The organism is Vibrio kyushuensis (genome assembly GCF_050337325.1).
In the GTDB taxonomy this organism is placed as follows: domain Bacteria; phylum Pseudomonadota; class Gammaproteobacteria; order Enterobacterales; family Vibrionaceae; genus Vibrio; species Vibrio kyushuensis.
On the sequence record NZ_JAKJSV010000006.1, the window covers coordinates 346276 to 365320 of the forward strand.

Consider the following 19045-nt stretch of genomic DNA (forward strand, 5'->3'; position numbering starts at 1 on the left):
CGCAATAAAAAGCCGAACCCTACGATGAAATATGATTAGGTTCGGCTTAATAACTAGTTAAAACTTGTTTCAACGAATATATTGATTGTCAAATAAACGAATGGATCACTCTTGTGGGTAGTCTTTCTTATCCCCTTTAGGTGTTGCATTAACAGTCCAGTGCTCAGCTGGATCAAACCCTTCATCACAAAGATCGATAGTAAAGCCCATCTCTGCGACTTCTTTTAATGTGAGATTATCGGCCATTCTCGCCACTTCACCCATTCTATTGTGCAGTTCCATTTTGTCCCCCAGAGACAACGACGACGTCATCATGCTATTCAAACTAAGTATAGTGAAGATTCACAAGTTCATAGATCATTTCCCTTTCATCGACTGAATATTTACTCTCTTCGCAAACGTTACGCTTCATAAATGAGCATCACTCCATCAGAAGAATTGACCTACCCCTTACTTGGTAATCACCTGAGAATAGCATTACGTCAGAACAACCTCGGTAACCTGCGCGCAAATTACACATCGTTTGCCGTATTGAGTAAGCGATACATTAAGCAGGTAAACAACATGAACATGAAACTTACGCCATTGGTATTAGCGGCGCTTTTAGTGGGCTGTGGTTCAGACAGTAGCGACGAAAACTCGACATCGCCTGAAACCGCAACGTTGAATTTCTCAGTCATTAATCAACTTGATAGCGAGCTCAACTCTTCTGACGTCAATTCTTACGAGCTTGATAGCAACTCTAATCACGATAAAGACCTATCCGATCTAGATAAGGTAAACATCGCTTTTAATTATGTATTCCTAAAGAAAGTCGCTTCACTCCCAGGTGAAGAAGAGACTTGTGACCAAACTGGTCAGTGCGAGCAATACCATAATTACTTTGAGGATCAGGAAGACGAACTGCGCATGATCGAAGTAAAAGCAGCAAACGGAAGCGATGCTGGCCCCCTGTTTGACGGTATGATGGTTAAGCCGGGCTACTACCAGATGTGTTTATACATCAATGGTAAGCATGAAAATGGTGGGCAGGTTGACACCTACTATGATTCCCATGTTATCGAACACAATGGTAATGTGGACTACCTATCTACCCCATCACAAGGCTCATGTGCAGGAGCAAAGCCACCTAAAGATGCTCGCCCTTCTGGCCGCCTAGTCAGCCAAACTTTCCAAGTTCAACGCGGTGAAAACAACCTAGCGTTTAAGTTCAATTTAGAAGAGACACTGCGCTATAACCGAAACCAAGGCTGGCGCTTTTTAGGCCAGAAAGACTTTGAGATCGTTCAAATAGATAGCAACTATGGACAAATCATCGGCTCAGTGGATATAGAGTCAATCCAACAAGAGTGTAAGATGCAAGACGATTTGGCGCTTGAAGCGGTATACCTCTACCCATACAACACGCGTCAAGATCAAATGCTTGGTTACCATAGTATTGGAGCTGGTGTCGAAGGAGAAAAGCGCCCGCTTAACCACTCCATGGTTTCTACAACGTTTGCCGAAGGCATTGACGAACAGATCGCCTACTTTGGCTTTAACAATGTAAAAGCCGGCACCTATACCCTTGGTTACAGCTGTAGCGCTCAAAATGACACAGAAGAAGGTGCCAGTTTTGAAATTTACAGCTCTCTAGACTCTGTTCTGGTGAAGAAAGGGCAAGTGACTTACCCTGAGTTCATTGCTAACTAGTCTCGCTACAAATGAAACATAAATACAGGTTTTAATCATCAAATCCCTTGATCAGATCAAGGGATTTTTTATTTGAACATTAAGGTGTGTAATGTGTATTTATGGCACACTGTGACAATTAAAGTGAACACTTTCGCCCAGCCCACCCTTCCCCGTTGAACAAAGAGACTGGATTCATGAACAACGCTCTAATTATAAATAAAGCTCTATTACTCATCCTTACTTTCACCTTAGCCGGTTGCGCGACAAGTAATGATTATCCGAACCTCAACACACTGTCAGAGTATGAGATTCCAATTCAGGTCGATGACTACAAACAGGCTGAGGGCTCACAGACTCTAGGTATCGCCTTTGGTGGTGGTGGCGTACGTGGTTTTGTTCATTTAGGGGTAATTAAAGCGCTGGAAGAGAATGGTATTAAAGCCGATATAGTGACGGGATCGTCAGCAGGTTCTATCGCCGCTAGCTTGTACGCTTCAGGGTTGCCTTACAGTGAGATTGAGGAAATCGTCCATGAAGTCAGTGAGTTCCAACTGGCCGATATCGTGATTTCTCGTAAGGGATTAGTCAATGGACAAAAGCTCGCAAAGTGGATTAATGAATCGGTGCCGCAAGAGAACTTAAACCAAATGCCAATTCCAATCGGCATTACCGCCACCGACCTCACCCATAAAGAGTCGGTGCTTATTCTCGATGGTAACCCGGGCGAAGCGGTACAAACATCGTCCTCCGTTCCGGCCGCTTTTGTCCCAGTAGAGAACAAAGGGAATTTATTAGTTGATGGTGCATTACTCACCGTTGTACCGGTGAATTACGCTCGATCCATGGGGGCTGATGTTGTCATTGGTGTAGACATCCACTGTGATGCCGAGCCTGACGTTAAGAACTCAAGACGACACGTTGCCATTAACACTCTTCGCATGCTGACCTGCAAATTGTCAGAGCCTGAAATGCAAAGTGCCGATGTGCTCATTCGCCCAGATTACGAGCCTGAAAGCGAGATCAGCTTCGGTGATAAAAACGAAGCAATAGAAGCGGGTTATCAAGCGACGATAGAAAATCTTCCACAAATCTTGGCGCTTATCAGTTCAACAAACGACCATTATATCGAGTGATCTATTCGTGAAACCCGAAACGGGAACAGAAAGCAAATGCAGCCAATACCACCTAGTTATTGTTTTAACTGAGTTTATATAATCACAGTGAAAAATTTAATTCGTAAAAACCGTTAATTCGCATCATAAAACATTTCAACGGTTACACTTTTAAACTACCTCACTCCATTGAATTTTTATAATATCGCGCCCTAAATTTTCTAGCACGTCAACGTTGGTTTATAAACGTTGTTGCTTATACCGTTTTAGCTGGTGTTTTAATGGAAAACCTCTCTTATTTGGTTGCTTTCAACCATCTTTCATTCTCTATGGTGGCAGTGGTCATCATGGTATTACTTTCTCGTGCCATCGTCGCGAATACCAAATACTCAGCCGTTCTCGTGATCGTTGTTCTTGGCTTGCTAATGGGTACGCTATTTGTGAAAACAGGTTTGGCGCAGCCGGGGCTTCAAGAATTTCCAGCGATCGTCTTATTAAGCCAAACGACTGTTATCGCCTTAATCGCGACCTTCTTCGTTGGTGGACAAGAGATCCGTAAATTGCTCTCCAAGCAATTTGATAAAGCAGAAAGCTTAGTGGTCGCCGCAAAGCATGAAGCGTTTGTCGGAACGACAAGTACTCAGCTTGTTTTTGTCATTCGTGCCTTTGTACTATTGATGGGTATCGAAATGGCGTCTGCTCTGCTAACAGGTCGCAGTGCGGGTCACCCTCTTGGTGAGTCATACCTAGCACTGTCGTACCTAAGCTTGGGTATCGCGCTGATTTTCATTGATAGCAAAGCCAAAATTTCTGACAAGCGTGCTTACCTATTTAAGGGCTTAGTCGAGATCTTAGTGATCATTGGTATTTTGATGATCTCGCTAAGGCTGTCGCACCTTGTTGCTAGCGTGATTGGTCTACCGCAAATCTTCTTCGCGATGGTGGTCTCGTCTGGACTAGGTATGGCAATGCCGAAATGGAAAGCCGGGCCAACACTGAACTCGCTACTGTTCGCGGGTATTCCTGTCCTGCTAACCGGTACTTTCTTGGTTGGCGGCTCTCACATGCTAGAAGCCTTCACGATTCCAGGGCTACAAAGCGTCATCGTCTATGGCTTTGCAGGACAAATGTTCTGGATGTTTGGTGGTTTGACTATCCTCATCTTCCTAGCAAAATCGAACCACGTTCGTAACTTAGCACCGGGTATGGCGGGTGGTCTATCTCACTCAGGTCTAACAGGTGCATGTACCGCAGGTGATTTTGGTGGGACGGCTGCAGCGCGTGCTCCAATCATGATTAACATTCCGTTTATCGGACATATTTTCGTATTCACTATCCTTGCTGCAAGTGCCGAGCGTGGCGTTCTATTGGTTGAATGGACATTGCCACTGGTTCTGTTAGGTCTTGGGTTCGTTTACCTAGCAAGTAAGAACCTTCGCCAAGCACACGGTGACGATGCAAAAGAAGTAAAAGGCTTAATGCAGTTCTCGTTTGGCTGGCAAATCGTCGCGGTATTCGGCAGCTTCACTATATTGCACTTTGCAGGAATGCCAATTGAGCACGCTTCGATGGCTGCAGCGTCAGGCCTGTCTCACTTCGGCCTGTTCGCAGCGACTCAGGGCGGCATGTTCGGTGAATCAGCAGCGAGTATGATTACCTTCATTTTCGCCACACCATTCTTAGTTCACCCGTTAGTCTTTGGGCTATTTGGTAAGGCAACGGAAAATGGCGGCGAGATGTCGACCAAAGCGGTAATGTTCATCTTCGCTCTTGGTACATTAGGCGTACTCTACTCTGCGTTAACAATCTAATCATTTATAGCTTTATGCCCAAATAACCTCGAAATGCTCTGATCCACTAAGTTCATGTTGAGGCTATTTGGGTATATCAAACCTAGTTCATTCGCGGTACCTCATTTTTGACAAGTACCTTTCATTTATCCGCCCAATATTGATCTACCTACATTTAAGCAAGTTCTAAATCTATTAGTTTGAGTTATGTGTTTATCTAATACGTCATGTCCTATGGCTTTGAAATTGAGTAAGGGGTTAGATGTTTATAACGTTACACTTTGTAGTTGCCACACTTTTGGCCATTGTCTGCGCTCAATCAATGGGCCTCAATCAAAATGAATTTTCGGCGCTCGCGCTATTGATACCCGCTCTTTGGGTGTTACCACAGAAAGGTATAAAAGGCCTATTTCTAGTTGCAGGCATGTTGGCCTATGGCTTGACCTTGCCACATCAATCTATTGCCCTGTCGGTCACTCAATGGATTCTTTTTCCCTTACTCATGGTGGTCTTTTCTAGACGAAGTAGCAAAAAAGTTCGATATATCACCGCATCAATCGTTTTAACTCTGCAAGCAGGCGTCATGATCAGTCAGGCAATAGGCTCATTAGAAGGCATGCCTATGATCACGCTGGTTCAAATGCTGTCGGTATTGGTCATTTGGTGGGCGGCGAAGCACAAAAGCACATCGAACAAACAAAGCTGGTGGGCGCTTGGGTTACTCGTTCCGCTATGGTTTGCTGGCTTCTTTCACGCAATATTAGTCGCCATATCGATTACTGGTATTATTTCTTCATTAGAAAGCTTATCTCGCCTGAAAAAGTTCAATTGGAGTAAGCTTATCTGCTGGACAGTCCCAACGGTCGGTTTTGCTGCCATCGTCGTTTCTCCAAATATTGAGGTTCCACATTCCGTTATTGTGGTTTGGATGTGTTTATTAGGCACAGCTTGGATGACCGACTATATTCTTCGTAGTATCGAGAAAGAACAAGACGCTATTGGCTCTAAATAGAGAGCGATTAACCTCTCTTGCAGGCAGCGCAATGCATGAACTTAGCTCTGCCAGCACAGAGAGTTAAACGACACTCTTGATTAACTCGTGCTGTTACGCTGTTTTGGGTCGTCACTCAGATACTCAACAAACTCAACTTCAAACCCAGCTGGGTCAACGAAGTAGACATTTTTACGATACGGTTCCTCTGCTCCCGGTTTGGCAATCTCAAATCCGGCTTGGACAAGCCTTTCTATCACTACATCGATGTTATGAGTCACATAAGCAAAATGGGCTAGCCCAACTTGGTGTCCGGCCAAGTCTCTATTTTTTCCTTCGCCGTGATCACTCAAAGCGATGTACTGATACTCATCTCCAAAATGCAGCCAATTACGTGGTTTTCCGGACCACTCTCCTTTCCCTTCATCACGAACAGACCAATGAGGAAACGCCGCTTGGTAAAATTCCAACATTTTCGGGATATCATTTACCACTAAATTTACATGCTCTAATTGAATCATTTGTCTCTCCTTAACGTGTATTTATAAGCAATGTTAATCATGCTAATACCTTAACTTAAGTTTAGGTAAAGCATTTATTTTCATAAAGTAGTAAAACGTGAGGAGATGTCTTTTTTGACGTATTAAAATAGCTAGAAAAGTAAGTCCTTTTATCGAAAATAAAGTGTGCTAACCTTACGGCAACTCAACTACAAGAAAACAATACAATGAGAATTTTCAGCAATTTTGAAAGCGGCAACATTCACGTCGTTTCAGCAGAGTCACCACAAAACATTCAACTAACTATCCCTGCGGATAACCAAACAGAAATTTCACAATGGTTCCACTTTCGCCTTGAAAGTGAAGCGAACCAACCGCACCAGTTTACCATCAATGAACTAGCAACGTCGGCTTACCCTAAAGGTTGGGAGGATTACGATGTCGTTGCTTCTTATGATCGTGAAGAGTGGTTCCGCATTCCTGCTAAGTTTGATGACAATACACTGACGTTTAACATCATTCCTGAGCATGATTCAATGTACTTTGCTTACTTCGCACCGTACTCATACGATCGCCATCAAGATCTTTTACACAGTGCGCAAACACACCCTGCGTGTAAATTAGAAACTCTCGGACACACGCTAGACAACAACGACATCAGCCTATTAACGATTGGTGAGCCAAGCCCAGAGAAAAAAAATATTTGGGTCATCGGTCGTCAACACCCAGGTGAAACGATGGCTGAGTGGTTTATCGAAGGCTTGTTACTACGCTTGCTAGACGAAACCGATACGGTAGGTCGTTCACTACTCGACAACGTTGTGATTCACGTTGTCCCTAACATGAACCCAGACGGCAGCATCCGTGGTCACCTACGCACCAACGCTATTGGCGTAAACCTTAACCGTGAATGGCAGTCACCGTCTATGGAACGCAGCCCAGAGGTATTCCTTGTACGTGAACGTATGCTAGAAACTGGCGTTGATCTGTGTCTAGACATTCACGGCGACGAAGCGATTCCATATAACTTTGTTGCAGGTAGCGAAGGCACACCTTCATACAACGAGCGCATCGCGAAACTGGAAACCCACTTCAAGCAAGCATTGCTGACGATCACGCCAGAGTTCCAAGATGAATTTGGTTACGATAAAGACGAGCCAGGCAAAGCGAATATGACGGTCGGTACAAACTGGATCGGCGAGCAGTTCAAGTGTTTGGCGTACACAGTTGAGATGCCATTTAAAGATCACATCAGCCACGCTGATGAGCTTTATGGCTGGTCTCCGGAACGCAGCTCTGCCTTCGGCCACGATATGCTTGCGGCCGTTTGGTCTACCGTTGGTGAACTGTAAACAACTTCGTTTATTATCAATGAAAGACTAATGATCTGGTCCTCTATTGAAATAACAAAGCCCGGTGCACTTTATGTGATTAATTCACTCTGCACCGGGCTTTTCTCATTTAGGGCTGAAGCCCCCTTGTCTTGATGGCATTATTCTTTAATATAGAGATCTTTAGAATAAATACGCCCTTCAACATTGTTTTTAGCAAAGCCACCAACGCTCGGTCGAACCAAACGAGCCTGCATATAGTAGTAAATTGGCGCTATCGGCATGTCCACAGCCAATAACTGCTCTGCTTGATCGTAAAAGGTCTGACGCTCTTTCTCGTTGACGGCAGCCAAAGCGTTATCCATCGCTTGGTCGTATTTGTCATTGTTATAGCGTGCAAAATTCCCTGAAGAATCGGAACGTACAAGGCTTAAGAAAGTCGATGCTTCATTGTAGTCTCCACACCACGAAGCGCGCATCACATCAAAATCACCTTGTCGGCGTGACACTAAGTAGGATTTCCACTCTTGGTTTTCCAGCTCAACTTTTGCTCCGAGGTTTGCCTTCAGCATAGAGGCAATCGCCACCGCTATAGACTTGTTTGATTCACTGGTATTGTAAAGCAACGTGAAATCTAATGGGTTGTCTTTGCCGTAGCCTGCCTCTTTCAGCAGTTTCTCTGCTTTTTCATCACGTTGTTTCTGTGTCCAGTGGCTGTACTCTGGTTGTGTGGCATCAAAACCTGCTGTGTACTGGTGAGCGAACGTATAAGCAGGTAAGTTCCCGACTTGAGTAACACCATTAGTAATCACGTCGCGCATGATGGAGTAAGAGAAGGCCTGACGAACTCGCGCATCATCGAACGGTGGACGTGTGGTATTAAATGCGTAGTAGTAAGTACACAGTAAAGGCACTGCCGTGTAGGCTGACTCATAATCTGTTTTGAGCTTTTGAGCCATATGCGTGGGTACATCAGAAGTGATATCCACTTCACCCGCCACATAGCGGTTGATTGAGGCATTTTGATTTTCAAATGGAATATAAGTTACTTGGGATAGGTGAGTCTCTTCGCTGTTCCAATAATTTGGGTTTTTCTTTAACTCAGTTCGCTCGTTGACGACCCATTCATCCAGAACAAATGCACCGTTACCAACAAACTGTTTCGGGTCACTCCACGGCTTATCACTTTTCTCTACTGTCGCCTTGTGCACTGGCATCATCGCAGTATGACCCGTCATTGCAACAAAGTAAGGGATTTTACTATCGAGTTCGAAACGTAACGTGTACTTATCGACGGCTGAAACCCCCAAATCATGGACTGGCTTTTTACCTTCGGCAACATCGGCAATATTTTTAATTTTGGTCATTTTGAGATACCAAACATTCGGCGATGCCAATTGAGGGTCAACCGCACGTCTTATCGCATACACGAAATCGTCAGCAGTTACAGGATCACCGTTTGACCATTTCGCATCTTTGCGCAAGTGAAAGACAAACGTTTGGTTGTCTTCAGTTTCCCACGACTTAGCAACGCCTGGAATGATATTGCCATCAAGATCTTGGATCACTAACCCTTCAAACAGGTCACGCAAGATGTGCATTTCTGGTAAACCTTCCGCCTTTGCCGGATCTAATGTCGCAGCTTCAGCATCGTTCGCTCGAACTAAGTGTTGTTCAGGTGCGAGTGACATACCTTCTGGTGATTCAGCAGCGGCCGATGCCGATATTAACGGGGTTAATAAAGAGGAAATAAGTAAAGCCGTCGAGTGTTTTTTAAAGTCCATATTTTGTCGTTCTCCTAGCCAATCTCTGAACATCGCACCACAATTAGCGATACAACTGTTGACGAATTTTAACTGATGGGTTTATGTGATTAAATTATGTAATCAGTTGAGCATTGATAGTACTTGATTCATTAGGAGAATAGGGTGAGTTTAATTCCAAGGACAGAAAGAGCTACATTTTCAATAAAGCCACTAAGCTATGGAAGTTCGGTCCTTGGTGCGCCATTACTTTACTTTCCTGCTCAGATAGAAAGTGAGTCTCGTGGATTGATTTTAGCAGGGACACATGGGGATGAAACGGCCTCTATTGCGGGTTTGTCCTGTGCGCTACGAAGCCTACCGGCACAAAGGCTACGGCATGATGTCATACTGTCTATCAACCCTGACGGCAACCAACTAGGAACTCGCGCCAACGCTAATCAAATCGATCTAAATCGAGCGTTCCCAGCCAAGAATTGGACTCCGCATGGTACGGTTTATCGGTGGAGCTCACGCACAACCGTTAGGGATGTCAAAGTGGGGACTGGGCAAGCAGAACAACTCGAACCCGAAGTTAGCGCGTTGATAGACTTGCTTGAACTGCGCGAGCCGAAATTTGTAGTCTCATTTCACGAACCACTCGCCTTGATTGACGATCCAACTAAATCCAAGCTCGCCAAATGGCTTGGAAAGCAGTTCAGCCTGCCCATTGTTGAAGATGTGGACTACGAGACGCCGGGATCGTTTGGTTCTTGGTGTATAGAAAAAGAACTGCCATGTATTACTGTTGAGTTGCCCGCCGTCTCTGCAGACCACACGATAGATCTATATCTGTCTGCTTTTATCTCGTTGCTAGAACATGAGCCACAGGTTTAATTAACGAAAGGTTCTGTCATCCCAATGTCTTTAAATACAGCTTGAAACTCAACAAAGAAAAAAGTCAGCTGGTATTTCGCTGACTCGAATAAGGACAAATACTTTTCATAGGTTTATATAATTTGGCAACGCTTGAACAACCGATAAGCCTATGCGTTGTCGTCATAAGTGATAACAGAAACTACCGCATTATTGTTATCCAATATCGCGCACATTCGACCCACGCCTGGAACGTTCATGGGTGGATAAACTGCTTTTCCACCCGCGGCCTCTGCTTTAGCCAAGACCTCATCAACATCGTTAACGGTAATATATGTTCCCCAATGATTTGGCACGTTTCCAATCTCTTCTGGCTTTTTCATCACGCCACCAACAGGGTCTCCTTGGCAGTTCAAAACATAGTACTTACCTTCGGGCATCTCCATTTCGTCGACATCCCAACCAATCACTTCGGTATAAAACTTCAGTGCAGACTCAACGTCATCAACCAGTAATTCCGACCAACTAAATGCACCATGCTTTTTGAAAGATTCATTCATATTTCAATTTCCTTTAGATGAATAACAACGAAAGTATAGGACTGAATACGTCATTCTGAATTAGTCATTTAGAATGAATAGAACAATAGACTTTTACAGCTTTGGAGGGAGCTAGAAGAAGAATTCGTAAATACTTGGAAAGGGTCAGAGCCTAACAGTAGTCAGGCTCACTATTAACTTGAACGGCAGCTAAAAACCTTGCAGAAGATCGGAATGATAGTTTGCAATGTCCAACGTTACATCGAACTCTTCAGCCCAGTTATCAAGTCGAAGCTGCGACTCATTAAGCGTGTCGAGTGTGATGGTGTTATCGTCTAACTGCCATAGCTGGCGCGAACCAGCGTAACTAAACTGAAGGGCTAACATTGCGTCGGCATTGCCCTCCTTCGCTGCAGCAAGGAGCTTTCTATTCTTACGAGAGACAAGGTTCAGAGCTTGTTTCAGATCCCATACATATGCGACTTCTCGCATCTTTGGATGAGTCTTAAGTTTAATCAGTATCGTAGCCAAGGCTATCGCACTCACTACCACGCCCAATAAGTTCCAGTGGAAATGCGAGCCAGTGCCGGAAGGAAAAAGCTGTATGAGTGTCTGAGAGATCGCCAGACTTGAGATCGCTAAACTCGCGATACAGCCAACAATGACAATGTTTAAACGTGAACGATATAATTGTTTGTCGATATTTTGTAACTGCATCATTGCTCCAATCTAACAGCTAACCAATCATATTTTTGATTGGTTTTTAAAGACTTGGCACTCCCTTTTCAAGGAATCTCTCGTCATCGATTCAAGCGAAGATTATACCTAGTGATGATTTTAATACGAGACTTTCTAGTCACAACCAACCAGCGTTATCTCTTCTGGTTGGTTGTTCGATTGTTTGTTTGATTATCCGACTACTTAGAAGCCGTCATACCAAACAGCAGCTTTTCACACTCTTCTTGCTGCATATAACGAGGGACAGGGTAATTCCATTGCGCTTCATGCAGCGACTCTTTAGCTAGCTCTTCAATATGTTCATCAAGTAACGCATCAAAGTGAGCAGGCAAACCCAACTTCGTTTGTAACGATTTAATGTACTCAATAAAAGCGTCAGCCCTCACCTTATCACTGGCGCGTCGATCAGAGATCCCTATCGCATCTGCTAGCTGAGCCAACCGTTCTCTTGCTTCTATTTTTGAATACTCTAAAACGTGTGGTAACGCGACCGCATTGGCTAAACCATGAGGGATGCCATATTTCGCACCAACGGCATGAGCAATAGCATGAGCGTAACCCAAACTGGCTTTGGTGAAAGCGAGACCTCCGTAGTATGACGCAAGCGCCATCTTCTGTCTGGCGATAGAGTTTTGACCAAACTTCACTGCTTTATCTAAGTTTTCATCAATGAGTTTAACGGCCGCAATGGCGTATCGGTCGGTTTCAATAGTCGCATTGCAAGAGATGTACGCTTCAACGGCATGAGTTAGAGCATCCATACCGGTTTGAGCGGTGATATGGGACGGTAGAGCTAGCATTAGGTTCGGATCTAATGCGGCTGCAATGGGCACGAGTTTAGGATCCATCAACGGTGTTTTTTTATGTGTTTTCGGATCAGAGACAACCGCAGCAACCGTAACTTCAGATCCCGTGCCAGATGTGGTCGGCAATACAAATAAGGGAGCAGGTGCTTTCCAGACTCTAAGTAAGCCCACCAGCTTTGAAATCGGTTTTTTGTTCGTCGCACAGGCTGCAATCACTTTTGCACAATCGATAGGAGAGCCTCCCCCTATCGCGACAATACCATTACACTTATTCGCTTGGTATTTTGACAAACCCGCTTCGACTTGATCGTAGGTTGGGTCTGGAAGCACGTCACTATAGACCTCACACTGAACCCCTACCCGTTCGAATTCAAAAGCCAGTTTTTTTACAAAGCCTAACTTTTTTATCCCCTCGTCTGTCACGACTAACACCTTATCGACACCCATTATCGAAACGCTATGGCATAGCTGTGTCAAAGAGTCTTTACCAAGGAAGAGCGTTGGTTTAGTGATAGGAAGGATCTTGGCTGCTATTTTAAGCACCCTCATGTAGATCTTATGGAGTAAGTAGTAGAGCCTTTGTTCCATTGTAAGTCTCTGTTTGGTCGCCTGATACCTCTAGCCTAGGCAATACAATAAGTTATCTCTAGTCTAGAGTGCACACTTTTCAACCTTTACAAAATATATTCACATTATTCCATCAACTTGAAATCAAAGACTGTATAAAAAACAGACACGAAACAGGATAATATCCCGATAACATTTTCATGAGCAGTAAAACATATCGCATAAAAAATCATATAACTTGGAATAATTACTCACTCAATCCCTTATTGCACAGTGCCAAGCAGCCTATTAATCAAATTATCAACTCAAATCAATTCATTTTTTGTTCAAAATAACAAAACAAGTCCTAGCTCAAAGAAACAGACAAAAATGTTGCGACTCAGTTTTAGATCGAAATAATAGCAACCGTTAATAATTTGTAACAGTTAACACCAAAATCAATATAAAAATAATAACCATAATCACCGTTATAACTAAAACGGTTATAACAACAGATATTCAGACAGGAAAAATGATGCACAAAAATATAATGCTGGCCTTAATTGGCAGTACAGCGACCGGAAGTGCCGCCGCCGCTGGTTTAGATGACAAGATAAACGAAGTCGTCGCACCTATCGTCAACCCATTTGTAGGAATGATCTTCTCGACTATTCCTTTCCCTTTTACAGACGTACAGGTGCCTTGGATTGTTTTGTGGTTAGTCGTAGCCGCAATATTCTTTACCGTATACCTTGGTTTCATTAACGTTCGTGGTTTTAAGCACGCACTAGAATTGGTTTCAGGTAAATTTAGCAATCCAAAGGCCAAAGAAGATGGTGAAGTCACTCATTTTCAGGCTCTGACTACTGCTCTTTCAGGCACTGTTGGTCTTGGTAACATCGCAGGGGTAGCGGTTGCTGTCTCTATAGGTGGTGCTGGTGCTACATTTTGGATGATTCTTGCAGGCTTACTTGGTATGTCGAGCAAGTTTGTAGAGTGTGCGCTGGGTGTTAAATACCGTAACACTAATGAAGATGGCACCGTATCAGGCGGTCCAATGTATTACCTAAGCAAAGGTCTAGCTAAACGTGGTAATGCAGCTCTTGGCCGTACACTTGCGGTACTGTTCTCTGTATTCGCTATTGGTGGCGCACTTGGTGGCGGTAACATGTTCCAAGCTAACCAAGCGTTTAAGCAAGTTGTTGGTGTAACGGGTGGTGATGCTTCATTCCTAGCCGATAAAGGCTGGCTATTTGGTATCGTACTGGCTGTTATTGTTGGTATCGTAATCATTGGCGGTATTAAATCAATCGCGAAAGTAACAGAGAAAGTTGTTCCTTTCATGGCGGCTATTTACGTTGGTGCTGCGCTAATCATCATCTTAATGAACTTTGACCGTATTGACGATGCATTTGCAGCTATCTTTAACGGCGCATTCACTGGTGATGGTATTGCTGGTGGCGTTATTGGTGTTCTTATCCAAGGTTTCAAACGTGCAGCGTTCTCGAACGAAGCGGGTGTTGGCTCTGCAGCGATTGCTCACGCAGCCGTTAAAACAAAAGAGCCAATGTCTGAAGGTTTCGTATCACTACTAGAACCTTTCATCGACACGGTTGTTATCTGTACCATGACAGCACTGGTTATCATCATTACTGGTTACCTAGATAATGGCTCTGGCCTTGCGGGTGTAGAACTGACATCGGCTGCATTTGGTAGTTCTATCAGCTGGTTCCCATACATCCTAGCTATTGCGGTTGTTCTGTTTGCATTTTCTACGATGATCTCATGGTCTTACTACGGTCTTAAAGCTTGGACTTACCTATTCGGCGAGAGCAAAACAGCTGAAATCATCTTCAAAGTTAAGTTCTGTATTTTCGTCGTAATCGGTTCTGCAATGAACCTAGGCCCAGTTATCGATTTCTCAGATGCAATGATCTTCTCTATGGCACTGGTTAACATTATCGGCCTGTACATCTTGGTTCCTGAAGTCAAACGTGACCTAGCTGATTACCTTGCTCGTCACAAAGCAGGCAAAGTCTACAATGTAACGGAAACGGCTAAGCAGTCTTCTTAATACATAAAATTGAGACACAATTGAAAACAGCAGACTAACCACCTGCTGTTTTTTTATTGTCAGCCTACACTTAACGTAGATGAATAGCTGATTAAGGTACATTGATGGGATACGAAGAAGACTATTTCAGAGCGCCCAGTGGCTTACCAGAACGAGAAGTCCGCGCTCTTTTTTCCGATCTGAGTAATCTTGTTCTGTGGGAAGAAGAAAACGAGAATACTCAAGCTGACGCCATAGACGTATTACGTAATATATCTCAACATGATCGCTACCAATCACAGGCAGAAAAGTGGCAAACCCTGTTCGCTCACGATTACAAAGCAACCTGTTCTTGGTGGGAGGAAGATTGGCGCTATAGCCAAGGTTGGCCTCTCATTGAACCATTATTATCTCAATTTCAATAGCCAACATCTCTATTTTTACGTCTACTTATCACCAATACTTATAATAGAATTAATGATTGCTTGATAAATCGAATTCTAGTTGCCAGCCTGCTGTTTAATGTATATACCAACAATCAGAATCGTATCTAATATTAAGAGTAAGCAGATGAACAACATACTACTGATCAATGCAAAACAACCTTTTGGCCACTCTCAAGGAGAATACACGAATGGTTTATTTGAAGCTGCTCATGACCTATTTATCCAAAATGGATGGAACGTTGAGAGTACAACGATTGAACAAGGGTATGATGTAGAAGCTGAACTGACAAAACTCGATAAAGCAGACTTAATCATTTCACACACCCCACTTTGGTGGATGGGCCTTCCATGGACTTTTAAAAAATACATGGACGATGTTTTTACCGCAGGGCACGGCATTCTATTCCAAAACGACGGCAGAACTCGTAGTGACCAAGGAAAACTGTACGGTTCTGGTGGCATTAAAACATCAACTAAGTACATGTTGACTATGGTCATGAATGCCCCTGAAAGTGCATTTTCTGATTCAGAAAAAGATGGCTTATTTGAAGGTGCAGACATTGATCAAGCGATGATGCAGTTTCACAAAACGTTTCAGTTTTTAGGTATGAAACCGGCGACTACTTTTACCGCTAATGATGTGATGAAAGTGCCACAGTTTGAAAAACATAAAGCTGAGTATCTTACTCATCTGTGTAAAGAGTTTGGTCTTAAACAAGACAATATTTAGGTTATAAGACATTGAAAATAATGGCTCAATTACAAGGAGCCATTATTGGTAAGGATGATAGCTAGTCGCTACAGATTTGATCAGCTATGACGCTGCCTTTTCTAGTTGAAATTCCATAGCCCTGTGCTTTAGCGCCAAATACTTTTCTCGAAGTTGTTCTTTCCCTAAGAGCTCATCACCAAAGAAAAGCCCATTCGTATCGCTCAATAATTCAAAATGTTGAACGAGCATATTAAGAATAAAGTCCGCTTTCTTAACCGTATAGGGTGTACATGACTGGCCGTGAACATCATCCAGTAAATCTAATACATTGGAACGAAAGGACTCAATTAGACGCAACTCTTGTAAGTCTTCGTCATTATTAAGCGCCTCTTCCCAAGTATTAATCATATCGGTATGTCTTTTTATAACGTTGGGCATCGCCCCCAACTCCGTTAGCTTCAACAGTTTCCGTTGATACGCCTCTAGCGCACAGGTTTTTTCCAGCCGATATAATTCGAACTGCTGCTCATCGCTCAGCCCCTGTTTATTCTTAAGCAGATAGTCAAAAAAGAAGCGTGTTTCAAATCGCTCAATACCATGAAATAAAGGCGAGTCTGTTCCGTTGCTATTAAAGTGCATCAGGGGATCAAATCGATACATGTATCCGAAATCAAATAAACGAATTTCATCATCGGTATTACACAAAATGTTACCGGGGCAGAAATCCCATTCAAACAAGCCACTAAGCTCTAGATTTATAATCGCCTCAAAAACTTGCTCGAATAAATCACGATCTAAACGCTCAATAGAGTCTCCATTTATCCATGGCGAGAGGATAATGCCATCTCGGTACGAAGCGAATTGAGTATCGACGATATAGCGAAAGGCTCGCGGCTTGCTAACCTTCAATATCGATAAATCACGCCGTCTTTGAACCTCATTTAAAAACGAAGTTTGCCCGTCTACATTCTTAACAAGACTCTCTGCTCGTTGGCATTTTAATGTCCAGTCTTTACCTTCAACCTGAATGTGATAAACCACCGCTGTTAAGCCCGATTCATAAGCCGTCACGACATTAGGAGAGTCCGACGTTGTGGCTTTTAATTGCTCTAGAGTTAGTGGTATTGGCTCTAGGTTACCAACGACAATATTGTCATTAGTTTTTTCAAATGCTAGCTGGCTAGCGCGACGCTGCTGTTCTAAATTCACAAATATAGCCCACCTCAATCATTGATCTCATCAATATATCGAGACCCAGCAACTACATACCGTGACGGCCTTTAAGCTTTAGATAAACGTAGCATTAGATAAACAAAACGAGAGTACACATAATGTCGATCAGAACGCAGCAATTGCTAGGTGTATCGGGCAAGGCTCATATCTACTTTGCAAAGTCATCACGATGCTCGTCTAACCAACGCATCAACTTATTCATATGCTGCTGCATTTGAGCAAGGTCATCGTCTTCCCACTCTGAAAACAGATGCGAAATATCAGGCATTAACGAATTCATTATTTCACCACTTAATTTGAGGCCTTGGTCTGTTATTTTTAAATGGCGGCGTCTTTTATCCTCAATGTCCGACACAGATTCCAACAAACCTTTTTCGTGCAATACCGAGATAATTTTGGTGATACCAGGTTGATTCATCTCCATCACATCGGCTAATTCTGTTACCGTCCAACTGCGCTTAGGATTATGCGTAAAGTGGTTCAACACGCCGAATTGTGAAGGGTTAAGCGGCATCGATGCGAAAAGGGTCGCTTCTCTGGTTGCCATTAATTGCCTGACTATACCGAGTTGAACAATCAATTTGGCTTCTGTCTGTTTTCTTATATCCATGACGATTAACTCCGACAAAACAATTAGTGTGAAAAATAAACACTTGATAAATCATTCCTTGGAATATAATATACATTCCAAGGAATCAAAAGTGATTTCTACTCATTTTAAGGAGAGCATTATGAATCGACGTAATTTCATTAAAGTAGTAGGTCTAGGTGTTGGGTCAGTCGCGTTAAGCGGCGCTGTTGTAAGCTGCAGCAGCTCATCAAATCCAAGCGATAACTTTGGTTGGAATGGCCCAGACTCAAGCGAAAAGGATATTCGTATGCAGGTGCTCTCCTACGCCATTCTTTGTCCCAATGCACACAACATTCAGCCTTGGACAATCAAGATGACAGGTTCTGAAAGTTTCGATCTATATGTCGACTCCGAACGGCTTCTTCCCGAAACGGATCCTATTTACAGACAAATTCATATCAGTCAGGGAACATTTTTGGAAACGCTAGCCATTGCTGCAACAGGGTTGGGTTACGAGGCGCAGATTGATTACTTTCCTCAAGGCATGTATGGCAATACCGAGCTACTCGACAAGCCTGTCGCCTCTATCAATCTTGTTAAACAATCGCTGATCTCCCCGGATCCACTGTTTGGGCATCTGCTAACTCGCCACTCAAATAAGCGTGAATATAGCAATTACAAGCTGACTCAGGTGGAGCTTGATACTCTGCAAAACTTTACCGAGCAGCATGGTAGCTACCCGTTATCCATAGCTGACTCAACAGAAGAAAAGCTGAAATTGGAAAAGGTTCTAACCGATGCGATGCAAATTGAAGTTAGTGATAATGATCGTAGCCACGAAACCATCGCCATGTTCCGCTTTGATCAAGACGAAGTGAACAAATACCGAGATGGGTTTGGTGTTTCACAGGCCGGCTTAACAGGCATTAAGAAGATCATGGTCGAGAACTTTTTCCTTTCTAGAGAGAAGACCGAGAAAGACCCTACTGAGTTTGATCAGCAAGCCGTGGATATGACGCAAAAAACCGTCGCTTCTACCGAAACCTTTGGCTGGATTACCAGTGCAGGTAACAGCCGTCTAGATCAGGTTATCGTCGGGCGTGATTACTGCAGACTGAACCTAAAAACCACAGCAATGGGGCTCGCACAGCACCCGATGAGTCAGGTATTACAAGAGTATTCAGACATGTTGCCGCTACAAGCCGAGTTTAAAAAAGCATTTGGTATTAGTGACAATGACACGGTACAGATGCTGTTTCGTTTAGGTAAAGCAAAGAAAACGCCGCACGGACCAAGACGGGTCGTTTCTCAGTTAATTACTGCCTAACTAAAGCGCAATCGTTAGACATTAAAAAAACCTCACAGCACTAAAAAAGCCACTCGAG

At 43.5% G+C, this 19045-nt stretch carries 18 protein-coding genes; 10 read left to right on the forward strand and 8 right to left on the reverse strand.

Going from position 1 to position 19045, the window contains the following annotated elements:
- Positions 1-105: 105 nt before the first annotated feature.
- Positions 106-282, reverse strand: a complete 177-nt coding sequence (locus L4D20_RS15120) for a hypothetical protein (protein WP_428802436.1) — start codon at positions 280-282, stop codon at positions 106-108.
- 132 nt (positions 283-414) lie between these two features.
- Between L4D20_RS15120 and L4D20_RS15125 the strand changes: the two genes are divergently transcribed.
- From L4D20_RS15125 to L4D20_RS15140, 4 genes are all read left to right on the forward strand, one after another.
- A complete protein-coding gene (locus tag L4D20_RS15125) occupies positions 415-1692 on the forward strand; it encodes a hypothetical protein (protein ID WP_428802437.1) in 1278 nt (425 codons plus the stop codon).
- Positions 1693-1868: 176 nt separating this feature from the next.
- Positions 1869-2807: a patatin-like phospholipase family protein gene (locus tag L4D20_RS15130; RefSeq protein WP_428802438.1), complete on the forward strand. Its 939-nt coding sequence runs from the start codon at positions 1869-1871 to the stop codon at positions 2805-2807.
- 260 nt (positions 2808-3067) lie between these two features.
- Positions 3068-4597, forward strand: a complete 1530-nt coding sequence (locus tag L4D20_RS15135; RefSeq protein ID WP_428802439.1) for a hypothetical protein — start codon at positions 3068-3070, stop codon at positions 4595-4597.
- A gap of 241 nt (positions 4598-4838) precedes the next feature.
- Positions 4839-5588 carry a VP0952 family biofilm-associated protein gene (locus L4D20_RS15140; protein WP_428802440.1) on the forward strand — a complete coding sequence of 250 codons (750 nt, stop codon included), beginning with the start codon at positions 4839-4841 and terminating at the stop codon, positions 5586-5588.
- A gap of 80 nt (positions 5589-5668) precedes the next feature.
- On the opposite strand, the gene L4D20_RS15145 is transcribed toward L4D20_RS15140, so the two are convergent.
- On the reverse strand, positions 5669-6088 hold the full coding sequence (locus L4D20_RS15145) for a VOC family protein (protein ID WP_428802441.1): 420 nt from the start codon (positions 6086-6088) through the stop codon (positions 5669-5671).
- A 206-nt stretch (positions 6089-6294) separates the two neighbouring features.
- Here L4D20_RS15145 and L4D20_RS15150 point away from each other — a divergent pair, with 206 nt between their 5' ends.
- Complete coding sequence (locus L4D20_RS15150) at positions 6295-7419, forward strand: M14 family metallopeptidase (protein WP_428802442.1); 1125 nt, start codon at positions 6295-6297, stop codon at positions 7417-7419.
- A gap of 140 nt (positions 7420-7559) precedes the next feature.
- On the opposite strand, the gene L4D20_RS15155 is transcribed toward L4D20_RS15150, so the two are convergent.
- Positions 7560-9182 (reverse strand): ABC transporter substrate-binding protein, encoded by a 1623-nt coding sequence (locus tag L4D20_RS15155; RefSeq protein WP_428802443.1) that lies wholly within the window; start codon positions 9180-9182, stop codon positions 7560-7562.
- A gap of 144 nt (positions 9183-9326) precedes the next feature.
- On the opposite strand from L4D20_RS15155, the gene mpaA reads away from it, so the two are divergent.
- Positions 9327-10037, forward strand: a complete 711-nt coding sequence (gene mpaA / locus L4D20_RS15160; protein WP_428802444.1) for a murein tripeptide amidase MpaA — start codon at positions 9327-9329, stop codon at positions 10035-10037.
- Between the two features lie 149 nt (positions 10038-10186).
- On the opposite strand, the gene L4D20_RS15165 is transcribed toward mpaA, so the two are convergent.
- The 3 genes from L4D20_RS15165 to L4D20_RS15175 all read right to left on the reverse strand — a co-directional run bounded on the left by L4D20_RS15165 (position 10187) and on the right by L4D20_RS15175 (position 12687).
- On the reverse strand, positions 10187-10576 hold the full coding sequence (locus L4D20_RS15165; protein ID WP_428802445.1) for a VOC family protein: 390 nt from the start codon (positions 10574-10576) through the stop codon (positions 10187-10189).
- Positions 10577-10765: 189 nt separating this feature from the next.
- On the reverse strand, positions 10766-11272 hold the full coding sequence (locus L4D20_RS15170; protein WP_428802537.1) for a DUF3087 domain-containing protein: 507 nt from the start codon (positions 11270-11272) through the stop codon (positions 10766-10768).
- 200 nt (positions 11273-11472) lie between these two features.
- On the reverse strand, positions 11473-12687 hold the full coding sequence (locus L4D20_RS15175; RefSeq protein WP_428802446.1) for an iron-containing alcohol dehydrogenase: 1215 nt from the start codon (positions 12685-12687) through the stop codon (positions 11473-11475).
- A gap of 493 nt (positions 12688-13180) precedes the next feature.
- Here L4D20_RS15175 and L4D20_RS15180 point away from each other — a divergent pair, with 493 nt between their 5' ends.
- The 3 genes from L4D20_RS15180 to L4D20_RS15190 all read left to right on the forward strand — a co-directional run bounded on the left by L4D20_RS15180 (position 13181) and on the right by L4D20_RS15190 (position 15874).
- Positions 13181-14719, forward strand: coding sequence for an alanine/glycine:cation symporter family protein (locus L4D20_RS15180; protein ID WP_428802447.1), 1539 nt, complete (start codon positions 13181-13183; stop codon positions 14717-14719).
- A 104-nt stretch (positions 14720-14823) separates the two neighbouring features.
- Complete coding sequence (locus tag L4D20_RS15185; RefSeq protein WP_428802448.1) at positions 14824-15123, forward strand: hypothetical protein; 300 nt, start codon at positions 14824-14826, stop codon at positions 15121-15123.
- A 145-nt stretch (positions 15124-15268) separates the two neighbouring features.
- Complete coding sequence (locus L4D20_RS15190; RefSeq protein ID WP_428802449.1) at positions 15269-15874, forward strand: NAD(P)H-dependent oxidoreductase; 606 nt, start codon at positions 15269-15271, stop codon at positions 15872-15874.
- Between the two features lie 84 nt (positions 15875-15958).
- Here L4D20_RS15190 and L4D20_RS15195 read toward each other — a convergent pair whose 3' ends face one another.
- Complete coding sequence (locus L4D20_RS15195) at positions 15959-17065, reverse strand: protein kinase family protein (protein ID WP_428802450.1); 1107 nt, start codon at positions 17063-17065, stop codon at positions 15959-15961.
- A 172-nt stretch (positions 17066-17237) separates the two neighbouring features.
- Entirely contained in the window at positions 17238-17699 is a 462-nt protein-coding gene (locus L4D20_RS15200) for a MarR family winged helix-turn-helix transcriptional regulator (protein WP_428802451.1), read from the reverse strand.
- A 121-nt stretch (positions 17700-17820) separates the two neighbouring features.
- On the opposite strand from L4D20_RS15200, the gene L4D20_RS15205 reads away from it, so the two are divergent.
- Positions 17821-18987, forward strand: coding sequence for an Acg family FMN-binding oxidoreductase (locus L4D20_RS15205; protein WP_428802452.1), 1167 nt, complete (start codon positions 17821-17823; stop codon positions 18985-18987).
- Positions 18988-19045 lie beyond the last annotated feature (58 nt).